A 15,295-nucleotide genomic window follows, 5' to 3' on the forward strand; every position below is an offset into this window, starting at 1 on the left:
ACCCCCATACGGTTCCCGGGCTCCGCTCAGGGAGACCACAGGCTTCGACCAAGGTTTGCGTGACCATCTTGCCATCCCGCCGGAGCACGGATGCGCGCAGAGGCCTCAGAGCACGGTGCGCACGATGGGTCGGTCGGTGCCCGCCACCCTGATGTCGACCGAGCGGATGTCGGCGGTGGCGATGCTCGTCGAGGCCGACAGGTTGCCCGCATCCTCGCCGTACGCCGTCCAGCTCGCGACCGTCGTCTCGGCGCCGGCGCGATCGGTGACGACGAGATCGTAGGTGACACCGTCCTCCCGCGAGTCCGCCGTGGCCTCCACCCACTTCTCCTGGTAGCTGCAGTCCCAGTCGAAGCGGGTGCCCCACCCCTTCTCGGTGACGAGCAGCTCGGCGTCGATCCAGCCGGGCTCCACCTGCGCCATGGCGCGGAGCGCGGTCGCGGGAGCGGTCCCCGCCGTTCCGGGTTCGGTGGCCTGTTCGGTGGCGGGCTCGGTGGCGGCGACCGGTGGTTGAGCATCCGTCTGCCCGATGGTCGCGATGGCCCAGCCGCCGCCGACACCCGCGAGCGCGAGCACGAACCCGGTGCCGGCGACGAGCGCGACGACCCGGCGCCGGGCCCGGCTCCGTCGGCGGCCCACCGAGCGGGCGAGAGCGCGCACCGGGGAGGGCTGGTGGCCGGCACCCTCGTCGCCGCCGTGCGACGTTCCGAGGCCGGCGAGGTCGGCGTCGGCCCCGGCACGTGCGGCCTCGGTGTCGTCACCGAGGAGCGCCGTCGCCTCGTCGGCCGACAGCCGGGAGAGGATGCCGGGCATGCCGGCGAGCTCGCCCACGGCGGCAGCGCAGGGCGGGCACTCGGTGAGGTGGTCTTCGTAGGCGCGGCGCTCGTCGGCGGAGAGCATGCCGAGCACGTAGGCGGCGTCCCAGTCGCGGAACGGATCGGGTGCGTTCACCGGGTCACCCCTCTTTCCTGCAGGGCCAGGCGCAGAGCACGCAAGGCGTAGTGCGCGCGCGAGCGCACGGTGCCGACGGGAACGCTCTCCTGCGCGGCGATCTCTACGGCGGTGTGCCCGAGATAGTACGAGTTGACGATCGTCGACCGGTGCTCGGGCGAGAGCGCGAGCAGCGCATCCGACAGCAGCCAGCGGTCGAGCACCGCGTCGGTCTCGTCGTGAACCGGCCGCTCCGGAAGCTCGTCGGTGCTGAACTCGCGGTTGTGCCGGGCGCTCCTGCGGTCGTCGATGACGAGGTTGCGGGTGACCGTGTAGAGCCAGGAGCGCACCGCCTCGTCGTCCTGCTCCAGCACGGAGGGCTTCTTCCAGGCGCGCAGCAGAGCCTCCTGCACCAGGTCTTGGGCGAGCTCGGGGTCGTGGGTGAGCCGCAGCGCGTAGCGCAGCAGCGCCGGCCCGTGCGCATCGTGGATGGCGCGGAGGAGCGCTGCCTGGTCGTCGGACACCTCGTCCTCCCTCCGCCTCGCGCACACCGCTTCACCCGGTACAACGAACGACCCGGTCCGAACGTTCAGGCCGAGGGCCGAATCGTCGCACCGGATCGTCAGGGGGTGTGGAACACGCCCGCCGCCGCATCCGCGGGCGCCTGCTGCTTCATCACGAAGTGCTGCTTCTTGCCTGTCGCCGTGTAGGGGAGCTCGTCGACGAAGGCGTAGCGGCGCGGCCGCTTGAAGCGGGCGAGCGTCACGCTCTCGCGGCAGTGGCGGTCGAGTTCGGCCGCGGCGGCGACGGCGTCGGCCAGGCGCCCCTCGCGCGGCTTCACGTACGCCACCACCACTTCGCCCCACTCCGGGTCGGCGAGTCCGGTGACGATGCTGTCGGCGACGTCGGCATGCGCGGCCAGCGCCTCCTCGACCTGCACCGGATGCACGTTCTCGCCCCCGGAGATGATCATGTCGTCCTTGCGGCCGATGATCGTCACGATCTCGTCGTCGTTCCAGGTGGCGAGATCGCCTGGGTACATCCAGCCGTCGCGGAACTTCTTCGCCTGCTCCTCGGGGTTGTCGACGTAGCCGTACCCGCTCTTCACACTCCTCATGATCACCTCGCCGACCTCGGTGCCGTCCTTCGCGACCAGGTCGTCGGGGTCGGCGAAGCGGTCGTCGTAGACCTTCACCACCGCCACGTCGTCGTCGAGGCACGCGCGCCCTGCGGCGCCGGCCGCCTCGGGCAGGTCTTCGGGGCGGAGGTAGGTGTTCCAGAACGCCTCGGTGGTGCCGTAGCCGTTCGCGATGCGTCGGGTGAGCGTGCTCTGGTAGCGCAGCGCCGCGGCGCGGTCGAGCGGGGCGCCCATCGTCACGATCCCCGAGAGGGAGCTCAGGTCGCGCGGTGACGCCTCCTGCACATCCGCGAGGCGTTCGAGGTTGGTGGGGGCGCCGATGACGTAGCTGAGCCGATGCCGCTCGATGAGGTCGAGCACGAGACCGGGCTCGAACTGGGGGAGCGTCACCACCTCCGACCCGACGTAGAAGGCGGTGTTCGGGCCGGCGCAGTAGTTGCCGCCGCGGTGGAACCAGGGAGACATGTTCATCGTCTTGTCGGTCGGCCCGAGCGGGAAGTGCATGATGGCGTCGTGGGCGCTCAAGGTCTCGTTGAGGCTGGTGAGCGGAACCGCCTTCGGCATGCCGGTGGTGCCGGAGGTGTAGAGCCGTGAGGTCTCGTCCCACACGGTCGCCCCCGCGGGGGCGTGGAAGCTCGGTGCCCCTTCGACGAGCAGCTCGGCGAAGGGGACGGTGCCGGGGAGGAGCCCGGCGCCATCGGGGTCGCCGACCGCCACGAGCACGTCGGGTGTGTGCTCGGCGAGCTCGAGTGCGGTGCGCACCTGCTCGGCGAGCGCGGTCTCGTAGACGAAGATCTTCGGCCGCGACTGGTCGAGGATGTGCGCCGTCTCGGCCGGCGCCAGTCTGAAGTTCATGGGTGAGGAGACCGCCCGGAGGCCCTGGGCGGCCACGTAGAGGAAGGCGAACTCCGGGCGGTTGATGAGCTGGTAGCCCACCAGGTCGCCCACCCCGACGCCGCGCTCGGCGAGCCCGGCGACGAGCGCTCCGGTCACCTCGCCGAGGCGCCGGTAGGTCCACGACTCGCCCGAGACGGAGTCGGTGATGGCGGTGCGGTTCGCGTAGCGGTGCACGTTGCGCTCCACCGCCGACGCCCAGGTGAAGTGCTGCTCGAACACCTCGCGGAAGGCGGAGGTGTCGTAGTCGGTGTTCGGAGTGCTCATCGTTCCTCGTTCTCGTCCAGCCTGCATCCAGATATACAACCGTCAGGCGGCTCGGGGCCATTCCGAAACACCGGGTCGGGAACACCGGGCGCCGCGCCTGGCTAGTCTTTCGGCATGGGCACGGATGCGGTCGACGTCGCGGTGGTGGGCAGCGGGCCGAACGGTCTCGCCGCCGCCGTGACGATGGCGCGGGCCGGCCTGTCGGTGCGGGTGTACGAAGCCGCGGCGACCCCGGGCGGCGGCGCGCGCACGGCCGAGCTCACCCTCCCGGGACACCTGCACGACGTGTGCTCGGCGGTGCACCCGATGGCGCTGACCTCCCCGTTCTTCACCGCGTTCGGGCTGCGCGAGCGGCTGGAGTTCGGAATCCCCGAGATCTCCTACGCCCACGTGCTGAGCGGCGGCAGGGCAGCGCTGGCCTACCAGGAGCTCGAGCGCACCGCCGAGGGTCTGGGCGTCGACGGACCTGCCTGGCAGCGCCTCGTCGGGCCTCTCGTGGCCAGACTCGACGCCGTGGTCGAGAGCGCGCTGTCGCCGATCGTCTCGGTGCCGAAGCATCCGGTCGCGATGGCGCAGCTCGGCCTCGCCGTGCTCGCCTCCACCCGGTCGCTGTCGGCGGGATTCCGCACCGAGAAGGCAGCGGCGCTCCTCGCCGGGGCGAGCGCTCACGCCATCCAGCCGGTGAGCTCCTTCGGCGGCCGCAGCGCGGGTGTGCTGCTCAGTGCCCTCGCCCACGGCAGCGGGGGCTGGCCGCTGCCGATCGGCGGGTCGCGAGCGATCGTCGGAGCGTTGCTGGCCGATCTCGAGGCGCACGGGGGAGAGGTGGTGACGGATGCGCGCATCCGTTCGCTGAGGGAACTGCCGCCGGCGCGGGCGGTGCTGCTCGACGTGACCCCTCGGGCGCTCCTCGGAATGACGGGCGACGTGCTCCCGGCGCGGTACCGGCGGGCGCTCGAGCGCTTCCGCTACGGGGACGCCGCCTCGAAGGTCGACTTCGTGCTCGACGGGCCGGTGCCCTGGGCGAATCCGGAGGTGGCCCGCTCGGGCACCGTGCACCTCGGTGGCAGCGCGGTCGAGATCGACCGGGCAGAGCGGCTGGTGGCCGCGGGCCGCCACCCTGAGCGCCCCTACGTGCTCGTCGCCCAGCCCGGGGTGGTCGACCGTGGGCGGGCCCCGGCGGGCCACGAGGTGCTCTGGGCGTACACGCACGTGCCGCGGGGGTCGCAGCGCGACATGACCGAGGTCGTCACGGCGCGCATCGAGGAGTACGCGCCGGGCTTCCGCGACCGGGTGGTGGCGTCGGCGGCGATCACCGCCAGGGGCTACGAGTCGTACGACGCGAACTACCCGGGCGGCGACATCTCCTCGGGCACGGCGAGCTTCGCCCAGCTGCTTGCGCGGCCGGTGCTCTCGCCCACGCCTTGGCGCACGCCGCTCTCCGGGGTGTACCTCTGTTCATCGAGCACGAGCCCGGGGCCCGGCGTGCACGGCATGGCGGGGTACGGCGCGGCCCGGGCCGCCCTCCGCGACGTGTTCGGGGTGGCCGAGGCGCCCCGGCTCGGGCCTGCGGGGGCACCTCCACCACGATCTACAGGTCGAGCGAATCGCCCGGCTGCAGGTTGACGTACTCGCCGCCGCCCTCCGCGGTGGCCCAGGCCAGGCGGTCGGCGGCCATCGACTTGCCGGCTACCGAGAGCACCATCTCGTGGGTGCCGAAAGCGCGCTTCGGTTTCACCTCGAGCACGTAGTCCATCGCCTCGGCGATCTTCATCCACGGAGCCCCCGCCGGCACGGCCAGCGTGTCGACCTCGACCCCCTCGGGCACGGCCCAGGAGTCGCCCGGATAGTAGAGCGTGTCGTTCACGAGCACGCCGACGTTGTCGATCACCGGGATCGAGGAGTGGATGACGGCGTGCCGGCCGCCGAAGAAGCGCAACGAGAACGGCGCGACCTCCACCGTGTCACCCGGATCGACGCGGGTGACGGCGAAGTCCGAGGCGGCCCGCACCACACCCTCCGGCCCGTACAGCATCGCGTCGGGGGAGGCCTCGAGGATGCGACGCAGCTGGTCGGGGGTCCAGTGGTCGGGGTGCTCGTGGGTGATGACGACGGCGACGGTGTTCGCGGCATCGGTGATGGGGGTGGTGAACGAGCCGGGATCGACGAAGAGCTTTCTGCCCGACTGCTCGAGGAGGAGTGCGGCGTGCTCGAATTTCGTGAGTCTCATGATGTTCGACTCAACACCGCGCCGGGGCGTCGCGCAACGTGGGGCGCCGCGCGTCGGGCGTCGATGGCCCACGGCACCCTGCCCGAGATCGATGCGGGATAATCGACCGCTATGGGCTCCCCTCCGAAGCGGATCGTCGTCGCGATCAACCCGAACGCGTCATTCGGCGCCACCCGCCACGTCGGGCCGGCGGTGGTGGCGGCGCTGCGAGCGGGCGGTCACGAGGTCGTGCCGCTCAGCGCCCCCGACTTCGACGGCCTGGTGCGCATCGCGCGCGAAGCGGTCTCCGACCGGGCGCGACCCGCCGACGCACTCGTGGTGGTGGGCGGTGACGGCATGGTGAACCTCGGCGTCAACCTCGTGGCGGGCACCCCGGTTCCGCTCGGCATCATCCCCGCCGGAACCGGCAACGACTTCGCGGGAGCGGTGGGGGTGCCGACGGGAGACATGGATGCGGCGATCGCCCATCTGCTCGCCACCCTCGACACCGGCCCCCGCACCGTCGACGCGGCCAGGGTCTCGGGCGAGGCGCTCGCCGAACCGCGCTGGTTCGCGGGGGTGCTCTCGGCGGGGTTCGACGCCCGCGTCAACGAACGCGCCAACGGGATGCGCTTCCCGAAAGGCGCCTCCCGCTACGTGCTCGCGCTCGTCGCCGAGCTCATCACCCTGAAATCGCGCCGCTACCGGCTCGAGATCGACGGCGAGACCGTCGAGGTCGACTCGTGCCTGCTCGCGGTGGCGAACAACACCACCATCGGCGGCGGCATGCGCATCGCCCCCGACGCCGAGCTCGACGACGGCCTGCTCGACGTCTTCATCGTGAAGCCGGTGTCGAGGCTGCGATTCATCAGGCTGTTCCCCAAAGTGTTCTCGGGAACCCATGTCGGTCTTCCCGTTGTGGAGTTCCGCCGAGGTCGTACGGTCTCGGTCGCTGCCGACGAGATCGTCGGGTACGCCGACGGCGAGCGGTTCGGCGAGCTTCCCCTGCTGGTCGAACTCGTGCCGGGCGCGTTGCGCGTGCTGGCCTGAGGTCGATTTGGAATCGCCGGAGGCCCTGTGGCATACTCGTTAAGTTGCAAAAACGGCCCCATCGTTTAGCGGCCTAGGACGTCGCCCTCTCACGGCGGTAACGCGGGTTCAAATCCCGCTGGGGTCACAACACGACAGAACCCCCGGTCTCGGCCGGGGGTTCTGTCGTTTCCGGGTATCGGCACGTCAGGCGCATCAGCGTTTCCGGGTATCGGCAGGTTCGGGGCATCGGCATGTTCGGGGCATCGGCGTTTCCGGGGGATCGGTGCAGACTCGACAGGGAGACGCATCCGTCACCCAGAAGGAGCCACCATGACCGACAGCAACGAGCCCGTCGACCTCAGCGACATCGAATACCCCGACTACGCCGGGTACCCCGACGGTGAGGGCGTGGTCGGCAACGGCCCCACCACCGAGGCAGTGCCCTCCGGCGTCGACCCGAGCGTCGCCGACGAGCCCGAGAACGACGACGCCGAGGTGGCGACCGACGATGACGACATCGTCGAGAACGACGGCTGAGCGGGCCTGCACGTCGCCGGTGGCGCGGGTCAATCCCCCGATCGCCTGACGCGGAGCCACCGGGCCGCTCGATAGGCTCGGCCCCATGACGTCGACGCAGTGGGGTGGGCTCGTCGCGCTGATCGCGATCGCCGTCGCGACCCTCGCCCTGATCGCCCTGCACCTGCTCCCCACCGGGCTGTCGCCGTTGCGCGACCCGGTGAGCCGTTACGGCATCACCCGCTTCAAGTCGGGGTACGCCACCGCCGCATTCGGTGCCGGGATCGCCGGCATCGGCTCCCTCATCGCCGTCGCCGCGCTGCCGGGCTCGCTGCCCACCGTCGTGCTGCTGGCCGTCTTCGCGGCGGCGCGCATCCTCATCCCCTTCTTCCCGATGGACGCGCCGGAGGCGTCGAAGACGACCACGGGGCGGGTGCACGACCTGCTCGCGGTCCTGGCGTTCGGCGGTGTCATCGCCGCCATGTTCGTGGCGGCCGGCATGCTCCACGACGCGGGACTCACGGCCGCCGGACTCGTGGCCACGATCGGCGGCGTCGTCGGGGTCGTGGGCACCCTGCTCATGCTCGTCTCACGCCGGAGCCCGCGCCTGGCCTGGGGCTTCGGCTTCGGCGAGCGGCTCATCTACCTCGCGTTCATCGTGTGGATCGCCGTACTCGGCACATCGGCGCTCACGAGCTGACCCAGGTCACCTCTCTGACCCAGGTCACCTCTCTGACCCAGTTCACCTCTCTGGGGCGTGCCGCCTCAGCTCGCGCGCAGCACGTTCTCGGTGAACGAGTTCAGCCGGGTCGACAAGCCGTGCGCGCGCAGCGCGATGACGGCGTCGGGGTCGGGCTGCAGCTCCGACCTCGGCGGCACGATCCTGATGAGGTTCGAGCAACCCAGGTCGCTGCAGATGTACGTGCCGACGGTCGAGCCGTCGAAGCCCGCCTGACCCGCACGCGGTGCGCTGAACAGCGTCACCTGCCCGCCGGGGAGCGGGGTGCGGCAGAACGTGCACATCGCCGCGATGCCGGGCCGCGACCGCGAGCCCGCGGCCTTCAGCAGGATGCCGACGGGCTCGCCGTCGCGCCAGAACACGATGTACCCGCGGTGGATGGCGTGCGGGTCGCGCCAGCCGAGGAACTCCCGGTCTTCCCACACGATCTCATGGAGCCCGGGGAGCACCATGCGCTCGAGCTCGTGCTCGCTGATGTTGGTGAACGACCCGCGGATCTCCGCCTCGGTGAGTGGCTTCATCGGTACGAGCGTAAACCTCGGCCGTCGACACGGCAAAGCCGGTGCGGCACCTACTGCGATGCGCGCGCGATGGCATCGGCGGCACGTACGAGCGCGAGATGCGAGAAGGCCTGCGGGGTGTTGCCGGCCTGCCGTGCGCCCTCGACGTCGTACTCCTCCGAGAGCAGACCCACGTCATTCGACAGGGCGACGAGCTTGGACATGAGCGCCCGGGCGTCGTCAAGCCGCCCCGAGTGCGCATACTGCTGCACCAGCCAGAACGAGCAGGCGAGGAACGGATGCTCGCCGCCGGCGAGCCCGTCGACACCGGTTTCGGTGCGGTAGCGCATGAGCAGGCCGTCGCGAAGCAGCTCCTTCTCGATCTGCGCGACGGTGCCGAGCATCCGTGGGTCGTCGGGGGCGACGAAGCCGATCTGCCCGAGCAGCAGCAACGAGGCGTCGACCTGCGTTCCGCCGTAGTGCTGCACGAAGGTGTTGCGTTCGGCGTCGAAGCCGTGCTCCTCGATCTCGGCCCGGATGGCGTCGCGGAGCTCCGCCCAGCGCGCGGAGTCGCCCGGCAGGCCGTAGCGCTCGACGGCCTCGACGCCGCAGGCGAACGCGGCCCAGATCATCGCGCGGGAGTGGGTGAAGGCCTGCTGAGGCCCGCGGATCTCCCAGATGCCGTTGTCGGGCCGCTGCCAGGTCTTCTCCAGAAAACCCAGCAGGGCGCGCTGCAGCGGCCAGGAGTACTGGTCTTCCTCGACGCCGATGCGCCGTGCCTCGCGCAGGGCGATCATGAGCTCGCCGAAGATGTCGCCCTGGTACTGCGTGGAGGCGTCGTTGCCGACACGCACGGGGGAGGAGCCCTGGTAGCCGGGGAGGCTCGGGACTTCGTACTCGGGCAGGTGCCGCTCGCCGGAGAGACCGTACATGATCTGGATGTCGGCGGGGTCGCCCGCGATGGCCCGGAGCAGCCACCGGCGCCAGTGGCCGGCCTCGGCCTCGTAGCCGTAGATCATGAGCGCGCTGAGCGTGAGGGAGGCGTCACGAATCCAGGTGTAGCGATAGTCCCAGTTGCGGGCGCCGCCGAACTGTTCGGGCAGGCTCGTCGTCGCGGCCGCCACGATGCCGCCCGTCTCGGCGTGGGTGAGGGCTCGGAGCACGAGCAGCGAGCGCCTGACCGCGGCCGCGTACTCGCCCTCGATCGGCGCCGCCGACGCCCACTCGCGCCACCAGGCCAGAGTGTCGTCGAGCTGCTCCGAGACGTCGAGGGCCCCCGGGGGGTTGCGGTGCGACGGGTACCAGGTGAGCACGATGTCGACCTCGTCGCCCTCGCTCACCTCGAACTCGGCGGCGTGGGCGTGATCGGTGGCCCTGAGGGCGGGGCCCCTCACGATCACGGCGTCGGGCCCGGCGACGCCCACCACCGCGTGGCCGCCCTGCTCGGGTGCCTGCCGCATCCACGGCAGCGCGTCGGCGTAGCCGAAACGGATGGCGAGCTCTTCGCGCAGGCGCACCGTGCCCTCGACGCCCCGCACCCGGCGCACCACCTCGGCGCGGCCCGCGCCCATCGGCATGAAGTCGACGACCTCGGCGACACCCCCCGCGGTCTGCCAGCGGGTGACCAGCACGAAGGTGTCGTCGATGTAGGAGCGGGTGCTGGTGGCGCCCGGGTCGACGGGGGCCACGACCCAGCGCCCGTGCTCCTCGGTGCCGAGCAGTGCGCCGAAGGTCGACGCGGAGTCGAAGCGGGGCAGGCAGAGCCAGTCGATGCTCCCGTCTATTCCGACCAGGGCCGCCGTGTGGCAGTCGCCGATGAGCGCGTAGTCCGCGATGGGGAGTGACATGATCCGATTCTGGTGCGAACCACCGACACGCGCACACGGGCGCGCGGGGGCTCCGGCCGTGCCGCGCCTGCCCCCCCCCCGGTTGTGCTCCGGCACCCGCCGATGAAGAATGTCGAGGTGAAGTACCGCGGAACCGTGCTGGGCGTCGTCGCCATGACCTTCGTGGTCGGCGTCGCGGTGGCCACCTCCGTTCCCGCGGCCTCGCTCGCGACGGTCGGTTCGTTCGACGACATCCGCATCGACGCCGCACCCGGGGCGGAGCAGTCGTTCGACGCCGCGTCGGGCCAGCTCGCCGCCGTCGCCCGCGACGGCTACGTGATCCACACCCCCACCCCGACTCCCACGCCCAAGCCGGTCGCGTCGAGTCAGGGCGGCTACGGCGGTGCCCAGTGCCAGGCCGGTGCGGATGCGGTGACCGAGACCGCGGGCTTCTCACCCGTCTACCCCGACGGCAACCGCATGTCCGACCTGTTCGGCCCGCGCGCCGAAGGCTTCCACAAGGGCATCGACATGCTCAACGGGCCCGGTGTGCCGGTGCACGCGATCGCCGACGGCATCGTCATCGGAGCCTCCGGCAACGGGGGCACCGGCGGCGTCTACATATCGATCGCCCACAAGGTGGGGGGCGTGGCGGTCTGCAGCATGTACATGCACTTCCAGGACGGCTCGCTCATGGCGGGCGTCGGCGACACCGTGAAGGCCGGCCAGGTCATCGGTCTCACCGGGCGCACGGGCAACGCGACCACCGAGCACACGCACTTCGAGCTCTACGGTGCCGACGGTGTGCGCTACGACCCGATGCCGTTCATGACGGAGCACGGCATCATCTGACGCGGGATCGCCGCATCCGGTGCCGTCGCGTCTCCCGACGCCGACCGGGGAGTCAGGATGCGTGTCCTGGGTCGCGATATATCTTGACATCGCGAACCCTCGCGATCTATCGTGTCTGCAGAAGCAGAAACGCGATATAACGCGACTTCGACCGGGAGGTCATCATGGTCTTGGAGAAGTGGATCGTCGACGGTCCGAAAGTCATCGACATCGAGCTCGTGCGCTCGCTCAAGGTCGGCCTCATCGGCGGGCAGGTCGACATCATCGGGCACGACGAGCCCGGAGCACGCATCGAGGTGCACTCCGTCTCGGGCAAAGACCTCAAGATCTCCATCGACGGCGACGCCCTCGAGATCGACCACCCCCAGCTGCGATGGGACAACTTCATCGAGGTGTTCAAGTCGTGGCGAGGCAACGCCAGGGCCGACGTGAGCATCCTGGTGCCGCGCGACGTCGCCCTCAAGTTCGGGGTCATCTCGGCATCGGGGCTCATCTCGGGGCTCACGGCGGATGCTCGGGTGAGCACCGTCAACGGCGACGTCGTCGTCGACTCGGTGACGGGCGACCTCGACCTCAACACGGTGAGCGGCGAGGTTCTGGTGCGCGACCACACCGGGCTCGTCAACGCGCACACCGTGTCGGGCGACATCACGGTCTCCGGCGCCATCCGCCGCTTCTCCTGCGACGGCGTCGCGGGAGAGGTGTTCGTCGACACCACCGGTGTGCCCGACGAGATCCAGAACAACACCGTCTCGGGCGACCTGACGGTGCGGCTCGAGGCGAGCACCGCGGTGCGCTACAACGTGAACTCGGTGTCGGGCACGCTGCAGCTCGGCACCTCGACCATCAAGGGCCTGCGCGGAGGCGGCTACAACGGCCGCACCGGCGAGCTCGACGGCGCCTGGACGGAGTTCAGGGCGAACTCGGTCTCCGGAGACATCACCGTCATGTTCCGGGAGGGGCAGGGCGAGCCCGCCTTCGACTCGGCTGCCTCGACCGGGTCTTCGTCCGGCGCTCCGTCGTTCGACGAGGGGGCGACGGCATGACTCCGCTCTTCGGCCATGGACACCTGCGCCTCTACCTGCTGAGCCTGCTCGACGAGTCGCCCAAGCACGGCTACGAGCTCATCCAGGCGCTCAGCGACCGCTTCGGCGGCACGTACAGCCCGAGCGCGGGCACGATCTACCCTCGTCTCGCGAAGCTCGAGGAGGAGGGCCTCGTCACCAAGACCGCCGACGGGCGGAAGACCGTCTACTCCATCACGGATGCGGGGCGCGCCGAGGTGGAGTCGCGTCGCGGTGAGCTCGACGAGATCGAGGCGCAGCTCTCCGACTCGGTGCGGCGCATCGCCGACGAGGTGCGCTCGGGGGTCAACGAGGCGATGAAGAGCCTCAAGGCCGATCTGGCCTCCGCCGCCCGCGAGGCGCGTGTCGCGGCGAAGGAGTCGGCGCGGTCGGCCCGGTCGGCGGGAGCCTCCGGGGCCGGGTGGTCGGAGACCCGCGGTTCCGACGCATCCGGGTTCCCCAGCCGGGCCGAGTCGGCCGAGGCGCTGCGGTCGGCGGACGTCGCGCTCACCGACTTCAGGCAGTCGATGCGGCTCGACCTGCGAAGGGCCTCGGCGCGGAGCCTCGACCCCGCCATCGTCGATCGGCTGAAGCTGCGGCTCGATGAGGTGCGGGCCGAGTTCCGCGACGAGCTCAAGCCACGCTGAGCCTGCGGCCCAGGAGGTAGCCGCGCCGACCGGATGCGAGGACCGGTCGGCGCGGCTGTACTATGGGCGGAGAAGGGGAGTATCCACTTCGCTGCCATCGTCATCACGGTGCCCGTCGTCGCGCACCCGGGGGCAGCGGTTCCCGCATCCGTCGACCCGGTCGTCGCGCTGCGGGCGCAGGAGAGACTTTCGCGGCTTCGTGCTGTCTGAATTCTCCTGAAAGGTCGCCTCCGTGCAACTGCCCCTCGCGTTCGAGATCGTCTCGCTCGTCGTGCTCGTGCTCATCCTCGCCGCCGACCTCGTGCTGGCGTACAAGAGGCCGCACGTGCCGTCGTTCAAGGAGGCGACGCTCTGGGTGGTGTTCTACGTCGGGCTCGCCCTGGTGTTCGCACTGCTCATGCTGCTGTTCTCCGACGGGGAGCAGGCGGGCCAGTTCCTGGCGGGGTGGCTCACCGAGTACAGCCTGTCGATCGACAACCTGTTCGTCTTCGTCATCATCATGTCGCGCTTCAACGTGCCGAGGAAGTACCAGCAGGAAGCGTTGATGGTGGGCATCATCATCGCGCTCGTGCTGCGCGGCATCTTCATCCTCATCGGGGCGCAGCTCATCGAGTCGCTCAGCTGGATCTTCTACATCTTCGGCGCGTTCCTGCTCTACACGGCGTTCAAGCAGGCCTTCGGGCACGACGACGACGAGGGCGCAGGCGAGAACCGGCTGGTGCGGATGCTGCGGCGGCGGGTCGCCATCTCCGACGACTTCGACGGGGCCAAGGTGCGCACCGTGGTCGACGGCCGCAAGATCTTCACCCCGATGATCATCGTGTTCATCGCGCTCGGCTCGACCGACCTGCTCTTCGCACTCGACTCCATCCCGGCGATCTTCGGCATCACACAGAACCCGTTCATCGTGTTCACGGCGAACGTGTTCGCGCTGATGGGGCTCCGTCAGCTCTACTTCCTGCTGGGGGGCCTGCTCGACCGGCTCATCTACCTGCACTACGGCATCGCGTTCATCCTCGCGTTCATCGGGGTGAAGCTGGTGTTCCACGCGCTGCACGAGAACGAGGTGCCGTTCATCAACGGAGGTGAGCACATCGAGTGGATCCCCGACATCGACACCTGGACCTCCCTCGCCGTCATCATCCTCTCGATGGCCGTGGCCACCATCGCCTCTCTCGTCGTCATGAAGCGACGCGGAGCCTCGGTGAAGGAGGAGCTCAAAGAGGCGGCCCAGGGGGACCGCGGCGCCGGCGAGTAGGCATCAATTACTCAGGCTGCCCAGGGCGCCTCCGCCCCCAGGATTGACGGCACCACGTCGCGTCGGCGTGGATGGTCACTCGATCCTGGAGGATGCCATGTCCCGATCCGTTCCCCGCGTGGGCCCCCTGCTCGCCGCAGCGGCAGTCGCCGCCCTCGTGCTCGCCGCCCCGAACGCCGCGTCGGCCGCCGATGCCGACGCGGTCGACGACGCGTACTCGCTCTCGACCGGCACCGTGCTCACGGCCGACGCCGCGTCGGGGCTGCTCGCCAACGACCTCGGCGTCGACCCAGGGCTGGGTCTCCTGATCTCGCTCGAGACACCGCCCGTGCACGGCACGCTGTCGGGCATCACGGCCGACGGGTCGTTCACCTACACTCCGCTCGAGGGGTGGGCGGGCGTCGACACCTTCAGCTACTGCCTCAAGCTCCCCGTGCCCCTGGCCTTCTGCGCCGGGTCGACGGCGACCGTGACGGTCACCACCACGCCGGTGATCGAGCGCATCGACGGAGCAGACCGGTACGCGACGGCGGCCGCCGTGTCGGCTGCGAAGTTCCCCGCGGGGGTCGACACGGTGTTCGTGGCGTCGGGCGAGGTGTTCCCCGACGCGCTGTCGGCCTCGGCGGCGGCAGGGGCTGAGGATGCTCCGGTGCTGTTGGTGCAGAAGGGCGCCATCCCGGCCGTCGTCGACACCGAGCTGCGCCGGCTCGCCCCCGACCACGTCGTGCTGCTCGGCGGGTCGAACACGGTCTCCGCCGCCGTGGAGTCGGCGCTCGGCGGCTACGGGGCGATGGATGTCACCCGCGTCGACGGCGTCGACCGCTACGCCGTCTCGGCAGCAGTCTCGGCGCGCACCTTCGCCCCGGCGCGCCCGGTGGTGTACATCGCCTCGGGCGAGGTGTTCCCCGACGCCCTGGCGGGCTCGGCGGCAGCCGGTCATCTCGGAGGGCCCGTGCTGCTCGTGCAGAGGGATGCGGTGCCGGCGACTGTGGCCACCGAGCTCGAGCGACTGAAGCCGCTCGCGGTCGTGGTGCTCGGAGGCGAGAACACCGTCACCGAGGCCACCCGCGCCGAGGTCGACCGCCTCGCCGGCCTGGTGGGTACTCGCATCAAGGGCGCCGACCGCTATGCGACCGCGGCGACCGTGTCGGAGAAGTCGTTCCTCCCGGTTGTCGACCACACGGTCTACGTGGCGTCGGGCGAGGTCTTTCCCGACGCACTCGCCGGCTCGGCCGCGGCCATCCGGGCACACGCCCCGGTGCTTCTCGTCACCCGCGACGGCATCCCCGCCGCCACCGCGACCGAACTCGATCGCCTCAACCCGACGCGCATCATCGTGCTGGGTGGTTCCCACACCGTCTCCGCGGCGACCTACGACGAGCTCGCGACCCACCTGGGGTGATGGGCGGGCCCCGGCGCTCGGCCG

The 15,295-nt window shown here is 70.5% G+C and carries 15 protein-coding genes and 1 tRNA gene; 10 read left to right on the plus strand and 6 right to left on the minus strand.

Translation table 11 applies throughout. The features are described 5' to 3' along the window. Positions 1 to 105: 105 nt before the first annotated feature. The 3 genes from ABFY20_RS06750 to ABFY20_RS06760 all read right to left on the minus strand — a co-directional run bounded on the left by ABFY20_RS06750 (position 106) and on the right by ABFY20_RS06760 (position 3,229). A complete protein-coding gene (locus ABFY20_RS06750) occupies positions 106 to 951 on the minus strand; it encodes an anti-sigma factor (RefSeq protein WP_368499175.1) in 846 nt (281 codons plus the stop codon). Then, complete coding sequence (locus ABFY20_RS06755; protein ID WP_368499176.1) at positions 948 to 1,454, minus strand: sigma-70 family RNA polymerase sigma factor; 507 nt, start codon at positions 1,452 to 1,454, stop codon at positions 948 to 950. The genes ABFY20_RS06750 and ABFY20_RS06755 overlap by 4 nt, the downstream gene beginning before the upstream one ends. Positions 1,455 to 1,552: 98 nt before the next feature. Further along, a complete protein-coding gene (locus ABFY20_RS06760; RefSeq protein WP_368499177.1) occupies positions 1,553 to 3,229 on the minus strand; it encodes a class I adenylate-forming enzyme family protein in 1,677 nt (558 codons plus the stop codon). Positions 3,230 to 3,343: 114 nt separating this feature from the next. Between ABFY20_RS06760 and ABFY20_RS06765 the strand changes: the two genes are divergently transcribed. Beyond that, positions 3,344 to 4,852: a phytoene desaturase family protein gene (locus ABFY20_RS06765; protein ID WP_368499178.1), complete on the plus strand. Its 1,509-nt coding sequence runs from the start codon at positions 3,344 to 3,346 to the stop codon at positions 4,850 to 4,852. Here the strand turns inward: ABFY20_RS06765 and ABFY20_RS06770 are convergent. Beyond that, complete coding sequence (locus ABFY20_RS06770; RefSeq protein ID WP_368499179.1) at positions 4,818 to 5,456, minus strand: MBL fold metallo-hydrolase; 639 nt, start codon at positions 5,454 to 5,456, stop codon at positions 4,818 to 4,820. The two genes, ABFY20_RS06765 and ABFY20_RS06770, sit on opposite strands and share 35 nt — an antisense overlap. Before the next feature lie 111 nt (positions 5,457 to 5,567). Here ABFY20_RS06770 and ABFY20_RS06775 point away from each other — a divergent pair, with 111 nt between their 5' ends. The 4 genes from ABFY20_RS06775 to ABFY20_RS06790 all read left to right on the plus strand — a co-directional run bounded on the left by ABFY20_RS06775 (position 5,568) and on the right by ABFY20_RS06790 (position 7,683). Beyond that, complete coding sequence (locus tag ABFY20_RS06775; RefSeq protein WP_368499180.1) at positions 5,568 to 6,485, plus strand: diacylglycerol kinase family protein; 918 nt, start codon at positions 5,568 to 5,570, stop codon at positions 6,483 to 6,485. A 54-nt stretch (positions 6,486 to 6,539) separates the two neighbouring features. Beyond that, positions 6,540 to 6,612 (plus strand) — tRNA-Glu (locus tag ABFY20_RS06780). Between the two features lie 185 nt (positions 6,613 to 6,797). Further along, positions 6,798 to 7,004 carry a hypothetical protein gene (locus tag ABFY20_RS06785; protein ID WP_368499181.1) on the plus strand — a complete coding sequence of 69 codons (207 nt, stop codon included), beginning with the start codon at positions 6,798 to 6,800 and terminating at the stop codon, positions 7,002 to 7,004. Between the two features lie 85 nt (positions 7,005 to 7,089). Then, the gene (locus ABFY20_RS06790; protein WP_368499182.1) at positions 7,090 to 7,683 is read left to right on the plus strand and encodes a DUF998 domain-containing protein; all 594 of its coding nucleotides are present in this window, start codon (positions 7,090 to 7,092) and stop codon (positions 7,681 to 7,683) included. 65 nt (positions 7,684 to 7,748) lie between these two features. On the opposite strand, the gene ABFY20_RS06795 is transcribed toward ABFY20_RS06790, so the two are convergent. Next, entirely contained in the window at positions 7,749 to 8,243 is a 495-nt protein-coding gene (locus ABFY20_RS06795) for an FBP domain-containing protein (protein ID WP_368499183.1), read from the minus strand. 50 nt (positions 8,244 to 8,293) lie between these two features. Then, the gene (locus ABFY20_RS06800) at positions 8,294 to 10,069 is read right to left on the minus strand and encodes a glycoside hydrolase family 15 protein (protein WP_368499184.1); all 1,776 of its coding nucleotides are present in this window, start codon (positions 10,067 to 10,069) and stop codon (positions 8,294 to 8,296) included. Positions 10,070 to 10,186: 117 nt separating this feature from the next. Between ABFY20_RS06800 and ABFY20_RS06805 the strand changes: the two genes are divergently transcribed. The 5 genes from ABFY20_RS06805 (at position 10,187) to ABFY20_RS06825 (ending at position 15,271) form a co-directional block, all read left to right on the plus strand. Next, the gene (locus ABFY20_RS06805; protein ID WP_368499185.1) at positions 10,187 to 10,900 is read left to right on the plus strand and encodes a M23 family metallopeptidase; all 714 of its coding nucleotides are present in this window, start codon (positions 10,187 to 10,189) and stop codon (positions 10,898 to 10,900) included. Between the two features lie 164 nt (positions 10,901 to 11,064). Beyond that, on the plus strand, positions 11,065 to 11,946 hold the full coding sequence (locus tag ABFY20_RS06810) for a DUF4097 family beta strand repeat-containing protein (RefSeq protein ID WP_368499186.1): 882 nt from the start codon (positions 11,065 to 11,067) through the stop codon (positions 11,944 to 11,946). Further along, positions 11,943 to 12,611, plus strand: a complete 669-nt coding sequence (locus ABFY20_RS06815; RefSeq protein WP_368499187.1) for a PadR family transcriptional regulator — start codon at positions 11,943 to 11,945, stop codon at positions 12,609 to 12,611. The genes ABFY20_RS06810 and ABFY20_RS06815 overlap by 4 nt, the downstream gene beginning before the upstream one ends. Positions 12,612 to 12,843: 232 nt before the next feature. After that, entirely contained in the window at positions 12,844 to 13,869 is a 1,026-nt protein-coding gene (locus ABFY20_RS06820; RefSeq protein ID WP_368499188.1) for a TerC family protein, read from the plus strand. Between the two features lie 97 nt (positions 13,870 to 13,966). Further along, positions 13,967 to 15,271, plus strand: coding sequence for a cell wall-binding repeat-containing protein (locus tag ABFY20_RS06825; protein WP_368499189.1), 1,305 nt, complete (start codon positions 13,967 to 13,969; stop codon positions 15,269 to 15,271). Positions 15,272 to 15,295 lie beyond the last annotated feature (24 nt).

This window comes from Herbiconiux sp. A18JL235 (genome assembly GCF_040939305.1).
Lineage (GTDB): Bacteria > Actinomycetota > Actinomycetes > Actinomycetales > Microbacteriaceae > Herbiconiux.